Source organism: Rhodanobacter sp. A1T4, from assembly GCF_014207185.1.
In the GTDB taxonomy this organism is placed as follows: domain Bacteria; phylum Pseudomonadota; class Gammaproteobacteria; order Xanthomonadales; family Rhodanobacteraceae; genus Rhodanobacter.
In genome coordinates this window covers 171579-190963 of record NZ_JACHCP010000009.1, presented here as the reverse complement: position 1 = coordinate 190963, position 19385 = coordinate 171579, and the positions used below count along the sequence as shown (strand labels likewise).

The 19385-nt window shown below is 59.3% G+C and carries 17 protein-coding genes and 1 tRNA gene; all 18 read left to right on the top strand.

Going from position 1 to position 19385, the window contains the following annotated elements:
- The first annotated feature begins 97 nt into the window (after positions 1-97).
- The 18 genes from HDE80_RS18090 to rimP all read left to right on the top strand — a co-directional run bounded on the left by HDE80_RS18090 (position 98) and on the right by rimP (position 19339).
- Positions 98-2983, top strand: coding sequence for an EAL domain-containing protein (locus HDE80_RS18090; RefSeq protein WP_184673197.1), 2886 nt, complete (start codon positions 98-100; stop codon positions 2981-2983).
- 157 nt (positions 2984-3140) lie between these two features.
- Entirely contained in the window at positions 3141-3488 is a 348-nt protein-coding gene (locus HDE80_RS18085) for a PilZ domain-containing protein (protein ID WP_184604848.1), read from the top strand.
- 259 nt (positions 3489-3747) lie between these two features.
- Positions 3748-4104, top strand: coding sequence for an NADH-quinone oxidoreductase subunit A (ndhC, locus tag HDE80_RS18080; protein ID WP_184604757.1), 357 nt, complete (start codon positions 3748-3750; stop codon positions 4102-4104).
- Positions 4095-4652, top strand: coding sequence for an NADH-quinone oxidoreductase subunit B (locus HDE80_RS18075; protein ID WP_184604755.1), 558 nt, complete (start codon positions 4095-4097; stop codon positions 4650-4652). The genes ndhC and HDE80_RS18075 overlap by 10 nt, the downstream gene beginning before the upstream one ends.
- A gap of 10 nt (positions 4653-4662) precedes the next feature.
- Positions 4663-5391, top strand: coding sequence for an NADH-quinone oxidoreductase subunit C (locus HDE80_RS18070; RefSeq protein ID WP_184673195.1), 729 nt, complete (start codon positions 4663-4665; stop codon positions 5389-5391).
- A 2-nt stretch (positions 5392-5393) separates the two neighbouring features.
- Positions 5394-6647 (top strand): NADH-quinone oxidoreductase subunit D, encoded by a 1254-nt coding sequence (locus HDE80_RS18065; RefSeq protein ID WP_184673193.1) that lies wholly within the window; start codon positions 5394-5396, stop codon positions 6645-6647.
- Between the two features lie 18 nt (positions 6648-6665).
- Positions 6666-7193, top strand: a complete 528-nt coding sequence (gene nuoE, locus HDE80_RS18060; RefSeq protein WP_184604750.1) for an NADH-quinone oxidoreductase subunit NuoE — start codon at positions 6666-6668, stop codon at positions 7191-7193.
- A 3-nt stretch (positions 7194-7196) separates the two neighbouring features.
- The gene (gene nuoF, locus HDE80_RS18055; RefSeq protein ID WP_184673191.1) at positions 7197-8522 is read left to right on the top strand and encodes an NADH-quinone oxidoreductase subunit NuoF; all 1326 of its coding nucleotides are present in this window, start codon (positions 7197-7199) and stop codon (positions 8520-8522) included.
- Positions 8519-10846: an NADH-quinone oxidoreductase subunit NuoG gene (nuoG, locus tag HDE80_RS18050; protein WP_184673189.1), complete on the top strand. Its 2328-nt coding sequence runs from the start codon at positions 8519-8521 to the stop codon at positions 10844-10846. Before nuoF ends, nuoG begins: the two co-directional genes overlap by 4 nt.
- A 5-nt stretch (positions 10847-10851) precedes the next feature.
- Positions 10852-11880 (top strand): NADH-quinone oxidoreductase subunit NuoH, encoded by a 1029-nt coding sequence (gene nuoH / locus HDE80_RS18045; protein ID WP_184604744.1) that lies wholly within the window; start codon positions 10852-10854, stop codon positions 11878-11880.
- A gap of 8 nt (positions 11881-11888) precedes the next feature.
- The gene (gene nuoI / locus HDE80_RS18040; protein WP_184604743.1) at positions 11889-12380 is read left to right on the top strand and encodes an NADH-quinone oxidoreductase subunit NuoI; all 492 of its coding nucleotides are present in this window, start codon (positions 11889-11891) and stop codon (positions 12378-12380) included.
- A gap of 8 nt (positions 12381-12388) precedes the next feature.
- Positions 12389-13039: an NADH-quinone oxidoreductase subunit J gene (locus HDE80_RS18035; RefSeq protein WP_184673187.1), complete on the top strand. Its 651-nt coding sequence runs from the start codon at positions 12389-12391 to the stop codon at positions 13037-13039.
- Positions 13036-13341, top strand: coding sequence for an NADH-quinone oxidoreductase subunit NuoK (gene nuoK, locus HDE80_RS18030; protein WP_179481613.1), 306 nt, complete (start codon positions 13036-13038; stop codon positions 13339-13341). Before HDE80_RS18035 ends, nuoK begins: the two co-directional genes overlap by 4 nt.
- A gap of 4 nt (positions 13342-13345) precedes the next feature.
- Positions 13346-15388: an NADH-quinone oxidoreductase subunit L gene (gene nuoL / locus HDE80_RS18025; protein WP_184673184.1), complete on the top strand. Its 2043-nt coding sequence runs from the start codon at positions 13346-13348 to the stop codon at positions 15386-15388.
- A 15-nt stretch (positions 15389-15403) separates the two neighbouring features.
- On the top strand, positions 15404-16912 hold the full coding sequence (locus tag HDE80_RS18020) for an NADH-quinone oxidoreductase subunit M (protein ID WP_184673182.1): 1509 nt from the start codon (positions 15404-15406) through the stop codon (positions 16910-16912).
- A 12-nt stretch (positions 16913-16924) separates the two neighbouring features.
- Positions 16925-18379 carry an NADH-quinone oxidoreductase subunit NuoN gene (gene nuoN / locus HDE80_RS18015; RefSeq protein ID WP_184673180.1) on the top strand — a complete coding sequence of 485 codons (1455 nt, stop codon included), beginning with the start codon at positions 16925-16927 and terminating at the stop codon, positions 18377-18379.
- Between the two features lie 110 nt (positions 18380-18489).
- Positions 18490-18566 (top strand) — tRNA-Met (locus HDE80_RS18010).
- 212 nt (positions 18567-18778) lie between these two features.
- Complete coding sequence (rimP, locus tag HDE80_RS18005; RefSeq protein ID WP_184673178.1) at positions 18779-19339, top strand: ribosome maturation factor RimP; 561 nt, start codon at positions 18779-18781, stop codon at positions 19337-19339.
- Positions 19340-19385 lie beyond the last annotated feature (46 nt).

Sequence of the window (19385 nt, the reverse complement as noted above, 5' to 3'; positions counted from 1 at the left end):
CTGGCGGCGTTTTCGATACCGACAAGAACGCTGTCGAATGGCACGCCGTTATGGGCGCTGCGATTGGGCGGATCCCGTTTACCGGCTGGCCACATGCATGCGCACCCCGGATCAGAATCCGCGACTGGTTAGCCCTGAGCTGAAGCCTCGGACCGTGTCCGGCGAAAGCCTCTACGCGGCGCTTTCCGATCTGAGTCAGTTGTTATTGAACTCGCTCGATCCTGTCGTTCTCTACGAGGCCGTGATCGAGGTGCTTGAGCGACGGATCGGTGCACGTCTTGTCATGATTGGCGAGGTTGATCGCGCCAGTGGTTGGTTTCGACGCATCGCACCGGCTCACGTCCCGCTGGGCATGGAAGATATCTATCCTGAGCAATTGCCGTTTGCTGTGGCACAACCGTCGTTCTGGCATGGCACACCGCAGCTGGAAGCCGATATTGCGCATACGTCTGGCATGGAAATGTTTCGTCAGGCTTTTATGCGCCACGGCATCACGTCATCGATTGCGGTACCGGTGCTGACGTTTGGCGAAGTGCATGCAGGTCTGGTGATACGGTCTTCCGACGTCGATTTTTTTTCCCCGGCGATGATCGAGTTGCTGCAGCAGGCTGCGGCAAATATCGGTTTGGGGCTTGAGGCCCACCAACAGCGGATGCTGCTGCTGAAGTCGGTTCAACACGAAGCGCGCCAGCGTCGCGCGCTGCGGTTGCTCAGCGAGATGATTAAAGTGGTCTCGCACGCCAGGGAAGAGCCTCTTTTGCTGATTGAAGCCTGCCATGTGGCCAGACACATTGGTGACTACAGCCTCGCCTGGATAGGACTGATCCAGGGTGCTGCCGAACCGATCCTGCGCTGGCAGGTGCGCGATGGTTCCATCGATGGCGACGAGGTGGCTAGTGAAAGTCTTGCGGTGGTTGACGGCTACGTCAACGATGTCGCTTTGCTCGCGATGCAGACCGGCGAGCCGCAGGTCTGGTATCCATCGCTTACCGACCTGAATGAGTTTTCGTCTGGCGATGAGGCGATGCATCTGCGCGCGCTGCTGGCGCTGCCATTGCGGGCGGACGAGATGGTGATCGGTGCTTTTGTCATCGGCACGGTGGATATCGAGGCGTTTACCGCGATCGAAATTCAGGTTTTTTCGGAAATGGCGATCGAGCTGGGGCTCAGCATACAGATTCAGCGTGCGCGTGCTGCACGGCTCAATGCCGAGCGTGATCTGCGCTTTAATCTGCAGCATTTCCGCACCATTCTCTCGCACCAGCATTCAGGCATTTTGGTGATATCCGAAGAAGGGCGGGTGAAGTTTGCCAACGAGGCTTTTTGCAAATTGTATGGTTTCGAGATGACGCCAGCCGAACTGGAAAATCAGCCATCGAGCATGATTTTTTCCCGGTTGACCGATGCGTACAAGGATCCCGACAAGGAGTTTCTCCGGCTGAATGAAATTCTGTTGAGAGGCGAGGTGGTCAGGGATGAGGAGGTCCTGATGAGGGATGGGCGCACTCTGTTGCGCGATTTCACGCCGATCTATATCGATGGAGTCCGCTGTGGACGCATCTGGAATCAGCGCGATGTCACCTCTCAGAAGATGCACGAGGCCAGTGTCCATCGGCTGGCGTTTTACGACGTGGTCACCGGATTGCCGAATCGTCGCCTGCTGTTCGATCTGCTCGAAAAAACGCGCGTCAGCGCGGTGAAGGATCACTCCCTGCTGGCGATTGGTGTGCTCGACCTCGATCGGTTCAAGAGCGTCAACGATACGATCGGCCACGGCGGCGGCGATCAGGTATTGGTCGAAGCCTCTTCTCGCATACTCGGCATTTTGCGCAAGGCCGACGTGCTGGCCCGGTTCGGTGGTGATGAATTTGCTCTGATTATTTCCGGTCTGGACAGCAACGAGCAGCTCGACGTGATCAGCCGCTGCATCCTGCAGGTGTTGCGGGTGCCGTTCCAGTACATGGGAGAGCAACTGCATCTGTCGGCCAGCATCGGCTGGACGGTGTTTCCACTCGATCCGTCCGATGCCGAGGGGCTGGTGCGCCACGCGGATCTCGCCATGTATGCGGCAAAACAGGAGGGCAAGGACCGCGGGGCTTTGTACGAGCCTGCGATGGAACTGGAGCAACTGCGGCTGCAGGCGATGCGTGAGCGCATCGCCCAGGCGTTGGTGCAGTCGCGCCTGCGGCTGCTGTTTCAGCCGATCGTCTATATCGACGGTTTGCCGGGGCTGCACGGTGTCGCGGGTATGGAGGCGCTGATCCGTCTGCATGATGACGAGCTGGGCTTGATCGAGCCCGCCAATTTCACCCACGCACTGGATGACCCGCAGCTGGCACGACCGATCGGCCGTTTCGTGTTGAACGAGGCATTCAAGCAATGCCAGGAGTGGCTGCAGTATGGCGTCTCCATCCCCGTATCGGTAAATATCAGCACGCGGCATCTGCTGCATCCGGGTTTCTTCAGCGACATCGATGTGGCGCTCGACGCGTATCCCCGGGTGATGGATGTGGGTTTCGGCATTGAGATCACCGAGACCGGGCCAACGATGGATCACGCGCAGGCGACCCTGGTTATCGAGGAATGCCGCCGTCGGGGCATTCGCGTGGGCCTGGATGATTTCGGTACCGGCAGCGCATCACTGAGTCATATACAGCGGCTCGATATCGAGCACATCAAACTCGATCAGAGTTTTGTGCGAGGCATTCTCAGCGATGATCGCAACATGGCCATCGCGGCAGGCGTGATCACCACGGCACGCATGCTGGCCAAGTCGGTGATTGCCGAAGGCGTCGAGTCGCTGGAGGAGGGTGACGTGCTGGCGTCGCTTGGTTGCCATCAGCTGCAGGGATTCTCCATTTCGCGACCCATGACTGGCGAGGCGGTGCCGCAATGGGTCACCGGCTGGATACCGCCACCCTCGTGGAGTCATCTTGCCAGCGAGCGCCAGTTACTTGTGGATGGGCGACAAGTGAATGTATGAGGGCGGTTTTGAGAATCGGCGTTCATTGGTAGGGCCCGTACGGTCGATACGGTCATCGTCGGCGTCGCCATTGTGGTGCGGTGTCAGCGCAGCCTTTATGATCAGGCCATAATCGGTCGATGCGTTCGTCCGGCAGGAGTCAAGCATGAAACCCGTGGTGGCAGCCGCCCGACAGGGCATTATTTCGTTGAAGATCAAGGACGCGCCTTCGCTCTATAACGCTTATATGCCGTTCCTCAAGAATGGCGGGCTGTTCGCGCCAACGGCGCAACATTATGCGCTGGGCGACGAGGTGGTCTTGCTGGTGACGTTGGCCGAGGAAACCGAGCGTTTGTCGGTCGTTGGCAAAGTGGTATGGATCAGCCCGCTGGGTGCACAGGGCAACCGCATTGCCGGCATCGGCGTCCACTTCAACGAATCGGGTGACGCGGAAGCGGCCCGCAGCCGCATCGAGAACATCCTCGCCGGCACGCTGAGTTCGGATCGTGCGACGCATACCATGTAATGGCGACGTCACATAGATCGTCTTGATGTGTGGTCAATCCGCACATTGGGATCATTAGAGCTTGTCGTAGTACCCGTACGCGCTGGTACAATAACGGGGTTCGCGGACCCGTTCTTCGCGAAACGTCGCATGCTTCGGGCTGAGTGCCTGCAAGTGTGGCCAAGCAGCTTACGGCTGTGCCGGCCTGACGAACCAAAAGTCGCCAGACCGTTTCCCCGCGGTCACTGATGCGCCGCTTGGCGCGGAGGTAAATTGCATCGTGATTGCCGAATACTGGCCCGTTTTGTTGTTCATCGGTGTTGCCATCGGTCTGGGTCTGGCGCTTCTCGCCATCGGCCTGCTGGTGGGTCCGAGCCGTCCCGGTGCCGAAAAGCTGGCGCCCTACGAGTGCGGCTTCGAGGCATTTGAAGATGCCCGCATGCAGTTCGACGTGCGCTACTACCTGCTGGCTATCCTGTTCATCATTTTCGATCTGGAAATAGCCTTCCTGTTTCCGTGGGCGGTGGTGTTCCAGAAGATCGGTGCCACGGCGCTGATCGAGATGGCCTTGTTCCTGCTCTTGCTGGTTATCGGTTTCGCCTACGTCTGGAAGAAAGGGGCACTGGAATGGGAGTGAGCAATTCCATCAGCCGGGTAATGCACAACCCGGAGCCGCTGAATCTGGTCGACGATATCCTGCGTCCGGCCGGCGATAATCCAATCGTTCAGCGCGGCTTCGCCACCACCAGCGTTGATGCGTTGATGAACTGGGCGCGTACCGGTTCGATGTGGCCGATGACGTTTGGTCTGGCCTGCTGCGCAGTGGAGATGATGCACGCCGGCGCCGCCCGTCTGGATCTGGATCGCTATGGCGTGATCTTCCGCCCCAGCCCGCGCCAGTCCGACGTGATGATCGTGGCCGGCACCCTGGTCAACAAGATGGCCCCGGCGCTGCGCAAGGTCTACGACCAGATGCCCGAGCCGAAATGGGTAATCTCGATGGGTAGCTGCGCCAATGGCGGCGGCTATTACCACTATTCGTATTCGGTGGTGCGCGGCTGCGATCGCATCGTGCCGGTCGACATCTACGTGCCCGGCTGTCCGCCGACGGCCGAGGCGTTGATCCACGGCATCCTGCAGCTGCAGAAAAAAATCCGCCGCACCAGCACCATCGCGCGTTCGTAAGAGGCTCTTTATGTCCGACCAACATTCGAGCGCGCTGGCCGAAAGTCTCGCTGCGCGATTCGGCGAAACATTGACCCTCAGCACGGTTCGCAACGAAACCACGGCCGAGCTGGCCGCTGCCGACTTGATCGCCGTGGCCACTGCCCTGCGCGACGAGCCCGAGTTTCGCTTCAGCGAGCTGGTCGATCTTTGCGGCATTGATTATCTCGGTCATGGCCAAACCGAGTGGGATACCGAATCCATTTCCAGCACGGGCTTTTCGCGCGGCGTGGAAGGGCAGGCGATGGGCCGCTTCAACTGGGCTGAGCGTCCGCGCGGCAATAATGAGCCACGCCGTTTTGCCGCGGTGATCCATCTACTGTCGATCGCGCACAACCGCCGCCTGCGCCTGCGCGTGTTCTGCGACGATGACACGTTGCCGGTGGTGCCGTCGCTGACCTTGATCTGGCCCGGTGTGAACTGGTTCGAGCGCGAGGCATTCGATCTGTACGGCATCATCTTCGATGGCCATCCTGATCTGCGCCGCATTCTTACCGACTATGGTTTTGTGGGTCACCCGTTCCGCAAGGATTTTCCGCTGATCGGCAACGTCGAAGTACGTTACGACCCCGAGCAGAAGCGCGTGATCTACGAGCCGGTCTCCATCGAGCCACGTATCCTGGTACCGCGCACCATCCGCAACGACGCCGACCTCATGCAGGCCGAAGCCGAAGCCGCCGATCACTGGCGGGAGAATTGAGCATGCAGGAAATTCGCAATTACACGATGAACTTCGGCCCGCAGCATCCGGCCGCTCACGGCGTGCTGCGCCTGATCATGGAGATGGACGGTGAAACCATCGTCCGTGCTGATCCGCATATCGGGCTGCTGCATCGTGGTACCGAGAAGCTGGCCGAGTCCAAGCCGTTCAATCAGTCGATCGGCTACATGGATCGGCTCGATTACGTCTCGATGATGTGCAACGAGCATGCTTACGTCAAAGCGATCGAAACCCTGCTGGGCATCGAGGCGCCGGAGCGTGCGCAGTACATCCGCACCATGTTCGACGAGATCACCCGTATCCTCAATCATCTGATGTGGGTCGGTTCGAACGCGCTCGATCTGGGTGCGATGGCGGTGTTTCTGTACGCCTTCCGCGAGCGCGAAGAGCTGATGGACTGCTATGAGGCGGTCTCCGGCGCGCGCATGCATGCCACCTATTACCGTCCCGGTGGTGTGTACCGCGACCTGCCTTCGCAGATGCCGCAGTACCGCGAATCACCGTGGCACAAGGGTAACGACCTCAAGCGCATCAACAGCTGGCGCGAAGGCTCGATGCTCGATTACCTCGAAGCGTTTACCAACGATTTCCCGAGCAAGGTCGATGAGTACGAAGAGCTGCTCACCGGCAATCGCATCTGGAAGCAGCGCACCGTCGGTATCGGCGTCATCAGCCCGGAACTGGCCCAGCAATGGGGCATGACCGGCGCGATGCTGCGTGGCTCGGGCGTGGAATGGGATCTGCGCAAGAAGCAGCCGTACGCGAAATACGCCGAGGTGGATTTCGATATCCCGGTCGGCGTCAACGGCGATTGCTACGACCGTTACCTGGTGCGCGTGGAGGAGATGCGCCAGTCCAATCGGATCATCCAGCAATGCGTGAAGTGGTTGAAGGCGAATCCCGGTCCGGTGATGGTGAAGAACTTCAAGGTCGCGCCGCCCACGCGCTTTGAAATGAAGGAGGACATGGAAGCCATGATCCACCACTTCAAGCTGTTCACCGAAGGCTATTGCGTACCGGCCGGCGAAACCTATTGTGCGGTCGAAGCGCCCAAGGGTGAGTTCGGTTGCTATCTGGTTTCCGATGGCGCCAACAAGCCGTTCCGCGTGCATCTGCGCGCGCCGGGCTTTGCCCACCTCTCGTCCATGGACACCATCGTGCGCGGCCATATGCTCGCCGACGTGGTTGCCATGATCGGCACCTACGATCTCGTGTTCGGCGAAGTCGATCGCTGAGTCCGAAGGAAAGAATCTATGAAAGTTACCGGACATTTCGATCAGGTCAGGAACGTCGATCCACTCGTCGTTCTCACTGAGCACACACGCCATCACATCGACGCATGGGTGGCAAAGTTTCCGCCGGATCGAAAGCGCTCAGCGCTGATCCAGTCGCTATTCGCGGCGCAGGAGCAGAACCAGGGCTTTCTCAGCGATGATCTCATCGCTGCGGTGGCGAAATATCTCGATCTGCCCACGGTATGGGCGTACGAGGTGGCCAGCTTCTATTCGATGCTGGAGACCAAGCCGGTTGGCCGCAACAATGTGGCGATCTGTACCAATATCTCGTGCTGGCTCAACGGCGCGGACGACTTGGTGCGTCACTGCGAGAAAAAGCTGGGCATCAAGCTCGGTGAAAGTACCGCCGATGGCCGCGTCTATCTGAAAAGCGAAGAAGAGTGCATCGCTGCTTGCGTGCGCGCACCGGCGATGACCGTCAACGGCCACTATCACGAGCATCTGGACATCGAGAAGCTCGACAAAATTCTGGACGGGTTGGAGTAGATCATGGCAGTCGGACCCGCACCCAAAGAACATCAGGTCGTCTTGACCACGCTGCATTTCGACAAACCGTGGGCGATGGACAGCTACGAGCAAATGGACGGCTACAAGGCGTGGCGGAAGATCCTCGCCGAAAAGCCCGACCCGGCGACGCTGATCGAAGAGGTAAAGAAGAGTGCGCTTCGCGGTCGCGGTGGCGCCGGCTTTCCGACGGGTCTGAAATGGTCGTTCATGCCAAAAGGGACGATGCAAAAATACATGCTGTGCAACTCCGACGAATCGGAACCCGGCACATCGCACGATCGTGACATCCTGCGTTACAACCCGCACGCGGTCATCGAAGGACTGGCCATCGGCTGCTACTGCACCGGCTCCACGGTGGCATACAACTATCTGCGCGGCGAGTTTCATCACGAGCCGTTCGAGCATTTTGAAGAAGCATTGAAAGAAGCCTACGCCGCGGGCCTGCTAGGCAAGGACATCCAAGGCAGTGGTCTGGATGTAGACATTTATGCCGCGCTCGGCGCCGGCGCCTACATCTGCGGTGAAGAAACCGCGCTGATGGAATCGCTCGAGGGCAAGAAAGGTCAGCCGCGCTTCAAGCCCCCGTTTCCGGCCAACTTTGGGCTGTACGGCAAGCCGACGACCATCAACAACACCGAGACATATGCCTCGATCCCGGCGATCATGCGCAACGGGGCGGACTGGTTCCTCAACATCGGCAAGCCGAACAACGGCGGGCCAAAAGTTTTCTCGGTATCGGGCCACGTCGCCAAGCCGGGTAATTTCGAAATTGCCCTTGGCACGTCGTTCAAGGATCTGCTCGAAATGGCCGGCGGCATGCGGCCGGGCCGTAAGCTCAAAGCTGTGATCCCCGGCGGTGCCTCGATGAAGGTGCTTCCCGCGGACATCATGATGGAGATGACGATGGACTTCGATGCCCTGCAGAAGGCCGGTTCCGGCCTAGGCTCGGGCGCGGTCATCGTGATGGACGACACCACCTGTATGGTCAAGATGTGCCATCGCATTTCGCGCTTCTATTTCGCGGAGTCTTGCGGTCAGTGCACACCGTGCCGCGAAGGTACCGGCTGGATGTATCGCGTGCTGTCGCGCATCGTCGACGGCAAGGGCGTGCCGGACGATCTGCATCGTCTGAAGGCCGTCGCTGGCCAGATCGAAGGACACACGATCTGCGCGTTTGGTGAAGCCGCGGCGTGGCCGGTGCAGGGTTTCCTCGGACGCTTCTGGCATGAATTCGAATACTACGTTGAGCATGGCCGTTCCATGACTGAAGACCAGATGGCCGAAGCGAGCCGCGGAGTTGCCGCATGAGCGCGCAACCCGCCAACAATGCCGCCCCCGATTTGCTGAATATCGAGGTCGATGGCAAGCCTACGCAGATCCGCAAGGGCGCGATGATCATCGAGGCCGCCGATGCCATTGGTGTTGCCATTCCACGTTTCTGTTATCACCGCAAACTGCCGATCGCCGCCAACTGCCGCATGTGTCTGGTCGATGTGGAGATGGGCGGCAAGATGATGCCCAAACCGCAGCCGGCCTGCGCCACCCCGGTGGCCGAAGGCATGAAGGTCACCACACGTTCGGATAAGGCGCTGAAATTCCAGAAAGACGTAATGGAATTTCTGCTGATCAATCATCCGCTTGACTGCCCGATCTGCGATCAGGGCGGTGAGTGCGAGCTGCAGGACGTGGCACTCGGTTACGGCCGCAGCGTATCGCGCTACACCGAGCGCAAGCGCACCATCACCGACGAGAATCTCGGACCGTTGGTCGCCACCGAAATGACCCGCTGCATCCAGTGCACGCGCTGCGTTCGCTTCACCAGCGAAATTGCCGGCACCTATGAGTTGGGTGGCATGAGCCGCGGCGAGAACCTGCAGATCGGCACGTATATCGGCAAGACGCTGGAGACCGAGCTGTCGGGCAACATCATCGACGTCTGCCCGGTCGGTGCGTTGACCAACAAGCCTTACCAGTTCCAGGCGCGCGCCTGGGAGCTGATTGCCAAGCCCTCCATCGGCTATCACGACGCGCTGGGTTCCAACCTGTGGCTGCACACGCGTCGCGGTGACGTGCTGCGCACCGTGCCGCGCGACAACGAAGCGGTGAACGAATGCTGGCTGTCCGATCGCGATCGCTACAGCTACCAGGGCATGTACGCGCCCGATCGCATCAGCGCGCCGGAAGTGAAGCGCAATGGTCAGTGGCAGGTGACGACGTGGGAAGACGCGTTGAAGTTCGCTGGCGACGCCTTGAAGAAAGAGCAGGGCAGTGAGTTGGGTATCCTGGTTCACCCAGCCACCTCGAACGAAGAGGGTGATCTGCTGATGCGTCTGGCTCGTGGCCTGGGCAGTGCGCACATCGATCACCGTCTGCGTCAGCTCGATTTTGCCGACAACGCCTCGGCGCAACCCTTCGGACTGCCGGTTGCCGAGATCGACAAAGTGAGGGCAGCGTTGCTGGTCGGCTCCGACCTGCGCCACGAAATGCCGCTGGTCAACCATCGTCTGCACCAGGCGACCAAGAAGGGTGCCAAGGTCTATCTCGTCAATCCTGCGCTATTTGAATTCAATTACCAGCTGGCAGGGCAGGCCATTGTGGCGCCGCAGGCCATGGTCGATACGCTGCTATCTGTAGCGAAGGCTGCCGTCGGTGCGGGTGCATCTGCGCCGACTGCATTGAGCGAAGCGATCAACGGTGCGCAGAGCGACGACGGTGACAACGACGTTATCAGCGCACTGAAGTCTGGTAAGGCCGTGGTGATTCTTGGCGAAGCCGCGGTAACACACCCGCAGGCATCCTGGCTCCGCGCTATTGCGCGTTTCATTGCCGATGCCACTGGTGCGGGTTACAACGAGCTGCCGATCGGCGCCAATGCACTTGGTCTGGCAAAGGTCGGCGTGTCGCCGGGCAATGGCGGTCTGGATGCGCAGGCGATGCTCGCACAGGCACGCAAAAGTTACGTGTTGTATGGCGTCGAGCCGCCGCACGATTTCGCCGATGGCGGGGCTGCGTTGAAAGCGCTGCATGCCGCCGAGCAGGTCGTTGCATTCAGCGCTTATGCCAGCGCTGCATTGCGCGAGGTTGCCGATGTGATCCTGCCGATCGCATTGCTGCCGGAAATCGACGCCACGCTGGTCAACGTCGATGGTTTGGCACAGAGTGTCAGCGCCGGTGCCAAGGCAACTGGACAGACGCGCGCCGGCTGGAAGGTGTTGCGCGCCTTGGGTGGTTCGTTGCAGTTGGCAGGTTTCGAATTTGACGATCTTGCCGGTCTGCGCGATGGCATCAGCGAGCGTGCATCGACATCGGTTAGCGGTTTTGCCAAGCGTGCCGAAGTCACCGGCCTCACGCGTCTTGCAACCTGGCCGATCTATCGCAGCGATGCGGTATTGCGCCGAGCCACGGCGTTGCAGGCTCACCCACTCAATCGTGCGCCTGCCGTGCGTCTGAATGCGGATGAAGCCGGGCGGCGGGGTCTGACCGAGGGCAGTCAGGTTCGCCTGGCCGAATCAACCTTGCCGCTAGTGATCGATAAATCCGTACCCGATGGCACGGCATGGATCGAAGCTGGCCAGGACGTCACCGCCACACTGCCGCCTTACGGCGCAGCCATCAACTTGAGCAAGGCATAAGCATCATGATTGATCAACTCATCAATCATCTCGTGTGGCCGATCGTCTACATCCTGTGCATCACGATCCCATTGATCCTCGCCGTGGCAATGTTCGTGTACTGGGAACGCAAGGTCATCGGCTGGATGCACGTTCGCATGGGGCCGAACAAGATCGGCCCGTTCGGCTTGCTGCAGGCGTTTGCCGACGTGGTGAAGCTGCTGATCAAGGAAGTGATCCTGCCGACTACGGCGAATCGGTTCCTCTATTACCTCGCGCCGTTGCTGACCCTGGTCCCCGCGTTGGCGGCGTGGGCTGTCGTTCCGTTCAGCAGCAAGATGGTGCTGTCCAATGCCAATGCTGGCGTGCTGTATCTGTTGGCGATGACCTCGATGGGCGTCTACGGCATCATCCTCGCCGGTTGGGCGTCCAATTCGCGCTATGCATTGCTCGGTGCCATGCGCTCGGCGGCGCAGGTGATTTCGTACGAGCTGGCGATGGGTCTTTGCCTGGTCTGCGTGCTTGTGCTGGCCGGTAGCCTCAACCTCACCGACATCGTCAATGCGCAGGCTGGTCATAAGGGCATCCTCGACTGGTTCTGGCTGCCGTTGCTGCCGGTTTTCGTGATCTATTTCATCTCTGGCGTGGCCGAGACCAACCGAGCACCATTCGACGTGGCCGAGGGCGAGTCGGAAATCGTGGCCGGTTTCCATGTGGAATATTCCGGTTCGGCGTTTGCGATCTTCTTCCTGGCCGAATACGCCAACATGATCCTGGTCAGCTTCCTGGCCGCGGTGCTGTTTATGGGTGGCTGGTTGTCGCCGTTCCCATCGTCGTGGGGTTTCATCGGGCAGGGCGGTTTTCCGTGGCTGCTTATAAAGGCTTTCCTGTTCTCGTTCCTGTTCCTCTGGTTTCGCGCCAGCTTCCCGCGCTACCGCTATGACCAGATCATGCGGCTGGGTTGGAAGGTATTCATTCCCATCGCCATTGTGTGGGTCCTCGTCGCCGGCTGCCTGAAATATTTCGGCTGGGTCACCATCGGCACGGGGGTCTGAAGAAAGCCATGTCCCGCATTACCCACTATTTCAAAAGTCTGCTGCTGATCGAGCTGTTCCGCGGCATGGCGCTGACCATTCGCTACATGTTCAAGCCGAAATACACCGTGCGCTACCCGATGGAGCACATCCCCAAGTCGAACCGCTTCCGCGGTCTGCATGCGTTGCGCCGCTACGCCAATGGCGAAGAGCGCTGCATCGCCTGCAAGCTGTGCGAGGCGGTGTGTCCGGCACTGGCGATCACGATCGACTCGGCGCCGCGCGAATCGGACGGCCAGCGCCGCACCACGCGCTACGACATCGACCTGTTCAAGTGCATCTTCTGCGGCTTCTGCGAAGAGAGCTGCCCGGTGGATTCGATCGTCGAGACCAGCATCCACGAGTACCACTTCGAGCATCGCGGCGAGAACGTGGTGAACAAGCTGCAGCTGCTCGCTATCGGCGATCGCTTCGAAAAGCAGATTGCCGCCGACCGCACGCAAGACGCGGCATATCGCTGAGGCTGACGATGAACCCCCAATTGTTCCAACTCATCTGTTTCTACGGTTTCGGTTTCATCACCGTGGTCGCTGCACTGTCAGTGATTACGCTGAAAAACACCGTGCATGCCGTGCTATCGCTCGTGCTCACATTCTTCAGTATGGCCTGTCTCTGGATGCTGGCCGACGCCGAATTTCTGGCGCTGGCATTGATCGTGGTCTACGTCGGCGCGGTGATGGTGCTGTTCCTGTTCGTGGTGATGATGCTCGATATCGACCAGGAAAAGATTCGCGAGGGCTTCGTCAAATTCCTGCCGATCGGCTTGATCGTGGCTGTGGCGATGCTGGTCGAGATGCTCGGGTTGATTGGCGTCAAGGCGATGCACGCGCAGGTGATGGGCCCCGATCCGGCCGCAGCGGCAGGCGTATCCAACACTGCATGGCTGGGGCAGGCGCTCTACACGAAATATCTGCTGCCTTTCGAAGTAGCTGCCCTGATTCTTACCGTCGGTGTGGTGGCGGCTGTGGCGCTGACCTTGCGCCAGCGTGTCGGTGTACGTCACGAGTCGGCTAACGAACAGGTGCGGGTCAATCCGCGTGATCGCATACGCATCGTGAAAATGGACGCCGTGCGTCCCGCCCAGCCGACGCCCGTGCCGCCCCAGGAGCCAAGTTCATGATTACGCTATCGCACTACATCGTGCTCGGCGCCATTCTGTTCTGCATCGCCGTTGCCGGCCTGTTTATCAATCGCAAGAACGTCATCGTGTTGTTGATGTCGATCGAGCTGATGCTGTTGGCGGTGAACACCAACTTCGTGGCGTTCTCGCGCTTTCTCGGCGATGTGTCTGGTCAGGTGTTCGTGTTTTTCATTCTTACCGTGGCCGCGGCGGAAGCCGCCATCGGTCTGGCGATATTGGTGCTGCTGTTCCGCAATCGCAGCACGATCAATATTTCCGATATCGACAGCATGAAGGGTTGAACACATGGGTCTCTCCACATCCCTCCTGCTGACGATCGCGCTAGCTCCGCTGGTCGGCTGCCTGCTCGCCGGTTTTCTCGGCAAGTTCATCGGCCGCGCCGGTTCGCATACCGTCACGATCCTCGGCGTGGCGATCTCGTGTGCGCTGGCGTTCTACGTGCTTTACCAGCTTACGCTCGGTGGTGCGCCGGTCTATAACCAGAACCTCTACACTTGGTTCCAGATCGGTCACTTCAATGCCAGCGTCGGCTTCATGGTCGACCGCTTGACCGCGATGATGCTGGTCGTGGTGAGCTTCGTGTCGCTGCTGGTGCATCTGTACACCATCGGTTACATGAGCGACGACCCAGGCTACAAGCGCTTCTTTGCCTACATCTCGCTGTTCACCTTCTCGATGTTCATGTTGGTGATGAGCAACAACTTCATGCAGCTGTTCTTCGGCTGGGAAGCGGTGGGCCTCGTGTCGTACCTGCTGATCGGCTTCTGGTACAAGAAGCCGACCGCGATCTTCGCCAATCTCAAGGCCTTCCTGGTCAACCGCGTGGGCGATTTCGGCTTTTTGCTGGGCATTGCCGGCGTGCTGTATTTCCTCGGTACGATGGACTACAACACCGCCTTCGCCGCCGCACCGAGCCTGGTCGGCAAGACGCTGCAAATCACAGCCAATACGCACTGGGATGCGGCGACGGTGATCTGCATCTGCTTGTTCATCGGCGCGATGGGCAAGTCCGCTCAAGTGCCGCTGCATGTGTGGTTGCCTGACTCGATGGAAGGTCCGACGCCGATCTCCGCGCTGATCCATGCGGCGACGATGGTGACGGCCGGCATCTTCATGGTGGCGCGCATGTCGCCGCTGTTCGAGCTGTCGCAGACGGCGCTCAGCTTCATCATGGTGATAGGCGCGACGACGGCGCTGTTCACCGGCATGATCGGCATCGTGCAGAACGACATCAAGCGGGTGATCGCGTATTCCACGCTGTCGCAGCTGGGTTACATGACGGTGGCGCTGGGCGTATCTGCCTATACCGGTGCGGTGTACCACCTGATGACTCATGCGTTCTTCAAGGCGCTGCTGTTCCTCGGCGCCGGTTCGGTCATCATCGCGATGCACCATGAGCAGGACATGCGTTACATGGGCGGCCTGCGCAAGTACATGCCGATTACCTGGATCACCATGTGGATCGGTTCGCTGGCGTTGTGTGGCGTGCCGTTCTTCTCGGGTTTCTACTCAAAGGACGCGATCATCGAGGCGGTCGGTCAATCGCATCGCTGGGGCGCGGGCTACGCTTACTTCTGCGTGATGGCGGGCGCAATGGTGACGGGCTTGTACACCTTCCGCCAGATGTATCTAACCTTCCATGGCAAGGAGCGCTTCACCGTGGTCGAGCATCACGGTCACGCGCATCTGGATGATCACCACGATCATCACGAGCAGGGCGTGCTGGAGCATGCGCCGCACGAGTCGCCCTGGGTGGTGACCCTGCCGCTGATGCTGCTGGCAATTCCCTCATTGTTCGTTGGTTTCTTCACCGTGGGCCCGATGTTGTTCGGCAACTGGTTCGGCAACGCGATCCATATCGACGAGGCCAACAACGTGTTGGCGGAAGTCGGCAAGGAATTCCACGGCGCGCTTGACATGGCGTTGCACGGGTTCTCGCCGTTCGGCCCGTTTGGCCTGGTACTGCTGGCTTTCGCCATCCAGACCTACATCTACCTGTTCAACCCGGCGATGGCCGGCAAGATCAAGAGCGCACTGAAGCCGCTCTGGACCGTGCTGGACAACAAGTACTGGGTCGACAACGTCTACTTTGCGGTATTCGCTCGTGGCGGCGTGAAGATGGGGCAGGGTTTCTGGAAGGTTGCCGATGCCGGGCTGATCGATGGCGTGATGGTCAACGGTTCGGTGAGCGTGGTTCACCGCATTGCGGCTACGGTGCGCCGTCTGCAGTCGGGTTATCTCTATCACTACGCGTTCGCGATGATTCTGGGCCTGATCGTGCTGCTCGGCGGGTATTTATTGATTGGCACCGGCGTGGCCGGGCAATAAGGGAAGCAGGCACACATGTTCAATCACTTGCTTAGCCTGCTGATCTGGCTACCCGTCGCCGGTGCGATTCCGGTGCTGCTGGCTGGCTCACGCCGGCCCAACCTTGCGCGCTGGCTGTCGCTGATCGTCGCCGTGCTGACCTTTGTCGTCAGCCTGTTCCTGCTCGTGCAGTACCAACCCGATGCCGGCGGCATGCAGCTGTCCGAAAACTACCTCTGGATCGCTTCCTGGGGCGTCCATTACGCCTTGGCGGTGGATGGCATTTCGGTCGCATTGATCCTGATGACGACGTTCGTCAGCATCCTTGTGATTGCTGGTGCGTGGGAGGTCATCCAGGACAAGCCGCACCAGTACATGGCCGCGATGTTGGTGCTCGAGGGGCTGCTGATCGGCGTGTTCTGTGCCACCGATGCGCTGCTGTTCTATGCGCTGTTCGAGGCGATCCTGATCCCGATGTTCATCCTGATCGGTATCTGGGGTGGTCCGCGCCGCGTGTATGCGACGCTGAAGTTCTTCATTTACACGTTCTTCGGCTCGGTCTTCATGCTGATCGCGCTGCTGTATCTGTACCAGAAGGCTGGTACGTTCGATATGGCCACGCTGGCGGCGCTGCCGCTGACGATGAAGGAGCAGACCTGGATCTTCTTTGCGTTCCTGATTGCCTTTGCGATCAAGGTGCCGATGGTGCCGGTGCATACCTGGTTGCCTGATGCGCACGTCGAGGCGCCGACCGGCGGCTCGGTGGTGCTGGCCGCGGTGATGCTGAAGGTCGGTACTTACGGCTTCCTGCGCTTCATCCTGCCGATTACACCTGACGCCGGCTCGCATTACGCGTGGCTGGTGATCGTGCTGAGCCTCATCGCGATCGTGTATATCGGCTATGTCGCGCTGGTGCAGGAGGACATGAAGAAGCTGGTAGCGTATTCGTCGGTAGCGCACATGGGCTTCGTGACGCTGGGCATCTTCATCGCGTTTCTGCTGATGCGCGATCCAGCCAGTGTCGACATGGCGCGTCTGGGCATGCAGGGTGCGATGGTGCAGATGATTTCGCACGGCTTCGTTTCCGGCGCCATGTTCAGCTGCATAGGCGTGATGTATGACCGCATGCACACGCGCCAGATCAAGGACTACGGCGGCGTGATCAACGTGATGCCGTGGTTCGGCTTCTTCTATGTCTTTTTTGCCATGGCCAACTGCGGCCTGCCGGGCACCAGCGGTTTCGTCGGCGAGTTCATGGTGATCCTGGCCAGCTTCAGTGCCAATCCGTGGATTGCGCTCTTTGCCGCGTTCACCTTGATCATCGGTGCGGCTTACACGCTGTGGATGGTCAAGCGGGTGTTGTGGGGCGATATCACGAATCCGCACGTGGGCGAGATGAAGGAGATCAACGGTCGCGAAACCTTCGTGCTGGTTGCTTTTGCCGCCGCCGTGCTGGCGCTCGGCGTCTGGCCGCAGCCGCTGATCCACTTGATGGACACTTCGGTGTCGCATCTGGTGCAGCAGCTTGCCATCCACAAGATCTGATCGGGACCGACCATGCCGAATTTGAATGACATCCTGATCATGCTGCCGGAGCTCTACCTGGTAGTGGCAGCGTGCTTGTTGTTGCTGCTTGATGCTTTTATGGCGCTGAAAGAGCGTCCATGGCTGCACTGGATTTCGATCGCAGTACTGCTGGTAGCGATTTATCTGGTAATAGTGGGTCAGCCTGCGCAGTCAGTAACGGCGTTTGGTGGCATGTTCGTGCGCGATGGCGTGTCGGAGATCCTCAAGGTATTCGCCTTGCTCACCACGGCGATCGTGTTCGTTTATGCACGTCCGTATCTGATCGATCGCAAGCTGGTGACCGGTGAGTTCTATACGCTGATGATCTTTGCCGTGATCGGCATCATGCTGCTGGTTTCGGCTGGCAGTCTGATCACGGTTTATCTGGGACTGGAGCTGTTGTCGTTGTCGTCGTATGCGTTGGTGGCGTTGAACCGCGATGCGAAGCTGCCGTCCGAAGCGGCAATCAAGTATTTCGTACTCGGTGCGCTGGCCTCGGGCATGCTTTTGTACGGCATGTCGATGGTCTATGGCGCTTCGGGCATGGGCGGTACGCCAACGCTGGATCTGGCGCAATTGCATCACGTGTCGTCGTACACCACGGCACCGAAACTGCTGCTGTTCGGACTGATCTTCATGATCGTCGGCATCGGTTTCAAGCTCGGTGCCGCGCCGTTCCACATGTGGATTCCTGACGTGTATCAAGGTGCGCCGACCCCGGTCACCACGTTTATCGCGTCGGGTTCCAAGCTGGCTGCGTTCGGCATGGCGTACCGTCTGCTTGATGCGGGTATGGGTGATCTGTCGCATCAATGGCAGCTGATGCTGGCCGTGCTGGCTGTGTTGTCGCTGGCGATCGGTAACCTGGTCGCGATCGTTCAGACCAACCTCAAGCGTCTATTGGCCTATTCGACCATTTCGCACATGGGTTACCTGCTGCTGGGTCTGTCGGCGGCCAGCCCGGAAGGCTATGCCGCGGCGATGTTCTACGCGATCTGCTATGCGCTGATGAGTGTGGCTGCCTTCGGTGTGATTCTGGCGTTGGCGCGCTCGGGCTTCGAATGCGAGGAAATCTCCGATCTGAAGGGACTCAATCAGAAGTCACCGTGGATGGCTTTCCTGATGCTGCTGGCGATGTTCTCGTTGGCCGGTGTGCCACCGTTGTTTGGTTTCTGGGCCAAGGTACTGGTGCTGGAGTCGGCGATCCACGCCAACATGCTGTGGCTGGCTATCGTCGGCGTCGTGTTCGCGATCATCGGCCTTTACTACTACTTGCATGTGATCAAGGTCGTGTACTTCGACAAGCCGGCTGAGGGTAGCGTGCTGGCAGCAAAGCCGGATATCTCGCTGCGGGTGGTGCTATCGCTGAATGCGCTGGCACTGCTCGCTCTGGGACTTTACTGGGGGCCGTTGCTGAGTTGGTGTCGCAGTGCCTTCGGGCTCTGATACCTCAGATTCGCAGTAACTCTGATTTCGTTCTGTGCATGTTTATGACTTTTTTTACCAGCGATCGCTTGCAAGAAACCGGCCAGACCGTTAAACTCCTCGGACTCTGATGCGGGGTGGAGCAGTCTGGCAGCTCGTCGGGCTCATAACCCGAAGGTCGCAGGTTCGAATCCTGCCCCCGCTACCAGATCTTTCTTGATGCAAAGAAAGCCTCCTCGTGAGGCTTTTTTGTTGGGCGCTAGGATGCGCCGTGCCGGAATGAAGTTGGTCATCGGCGCCTGAAAGAGCTGTAGAGCAGATACATCGGCGAGGTAAAGGAATGGGCCGTTGGAGCCCATTTTTTGTTTCTGCGGTTCTGAATTTAGTGATTTGATCAAAGGCGGTCTGGGAGACAAACCCATGGATACACAGGCACTGGCACAACGTTTCAACGAAGTTCTGGCCGATCTGAGGCTGGAATGCATCGGCGTGGAGTTCACCCCGTCACACGGGCAGAGTACCCTTCGGGTTTACTTGGACTTACTCGACAAGAGCGAACCCGGTGAGGCTGGCGCAGACGGTGATCGTCGCGAGGTCGGTATCGAGGATTGCGAGACGGCCAGCCGCGAGTTGTCGGCTCTGCTCGATGTAGAGGATCCGATTCCCGGTAACTACGTGCTGGAAGTTTCCTCGCCAGGTCTGGATCGACCGCTATTTACCGCCGTGCAGTTTGCGAAGGTCGTTGGTCAGGAAATAAAGCTGTTGTTGAAGGCGCCGCTGGAAGGTCGTCGTCGCCTGCGCGGCAAGCTGGTGTCGGTACAGGACGAGCAGATCACGCTGGAAGCGGAAGGCAAGACGTTCGCGTTCGAGCATTCGCTGGTGGATACCGCTCGCGTCGTGCCGGACTGGGTGGCACTGGGATATGCGCCCCAGCCGAAGCGTGGCGGCAAGCCGGCGGCCTCCAAGGCACCCAAAGATTAAACACGACAAACCAAGTACGTATTGAAAAAGCACAAAACAATCAATC

Bases quoted from the DNA above. Each gene is read 5' to 3' on its own strand.
- nuoK (WP_179481613.1), top strand. From the start codon at position 13,036: ATGATTACGCTATCGCACTACATCGTGCTCGGCGCCATTCTGTTCTGC.
- nuoH (WP_184604744.1), top strand. From the start codon at position 10,852: ATGATTGATCAACTCATCAATCATCTCGTGTGGCCGATCGTCTACATC.
- HDE80_RS18035 (WP_184673187.1), top strand. From the start codon at position 12,389: ATGAACCCCCAATTGTTCCAACTCATCTGTTTCTACGGTTTCGGTTTC.
- nuoN (WP_184673180.1), top strand. From the start codon at position 16,925: ATGCCGAATTTGAATGACATCCTGATCATGCTGCCGGAGCTCTACCTG.
- nuoL (WP_184673184.1), top strand. From the start codon at position 13,346: ATGGGTCTCTCCACATCCCTCCTGCTGACGATCGCGCTAGCTCCGCTG.
- HDE80_RS18020 (WP_184673182.1), top strand. From the start codon at position 15,404: ATGTTCAATCACTTGCTTAGCCTGCTGATCTGGCTACCCGTCGCCGGT.
- nuoF (WP_184673191.1), top strand. From the start codon at position 7,197: ATGGCAGTCGGACCCGCACCCAAAGAACATCAGGTCGTCTTGACCACG.
- rimP (WP_184673178.1), top strand. From the start codon at position 18,779: ATGGATACACAGGCACTGGCACAACGTTTCAACGAAGTTCTGGCCGAT.
- nuoG (WP_184673189.1), top strand. From the start codon at position 8,519: ATGAGCGCGCAACCCGCCAACAATGCCGCCCCCGATTTGCTGAATATC.
- HDE80_RS18090 (WP_184673197.1), top strand. From the start codon at position 98: ATGCGCACCCCGGATCAGAATCCGCGACTGGTTAGCCCTGAGCTGAAG.
- nuoI (WP_184604743.1), top strand. From the start codon at position 11,889: ATGTCCCGCATTACCCACTATTTCAAAAGTCTGCTGCTGATCGAGCTG.
- HDE80_RS18070 (WP_184673195.1), top strand. From the start codon at position 4,663: ATGTCCGACCAACATTCGAGCGCGCTGGCCGAAAGTCTCGCTGCGCGA.
- nuoE (WP_184604750.1), top strand. From the start codon at position 6,666: ATGAAAGTTACCGGACATTTCGATCAGGTCAGGAACGTCGATCCACTC.
- HDE80_RS18065 (WP_184673193.1), top strand. From the start codon at position 5,394: ATGCAGGAAATTCGCAATTACACGATGAACTTCGGCCCGCAGCATCCG.
- HDE80_RS18075 (WP_184604755.1), top strand. From the start codon at position 4,095: ATGGGAGTGAGCAATTCCATCAGCCGGGTAATGCACAACCCGGAGCCG.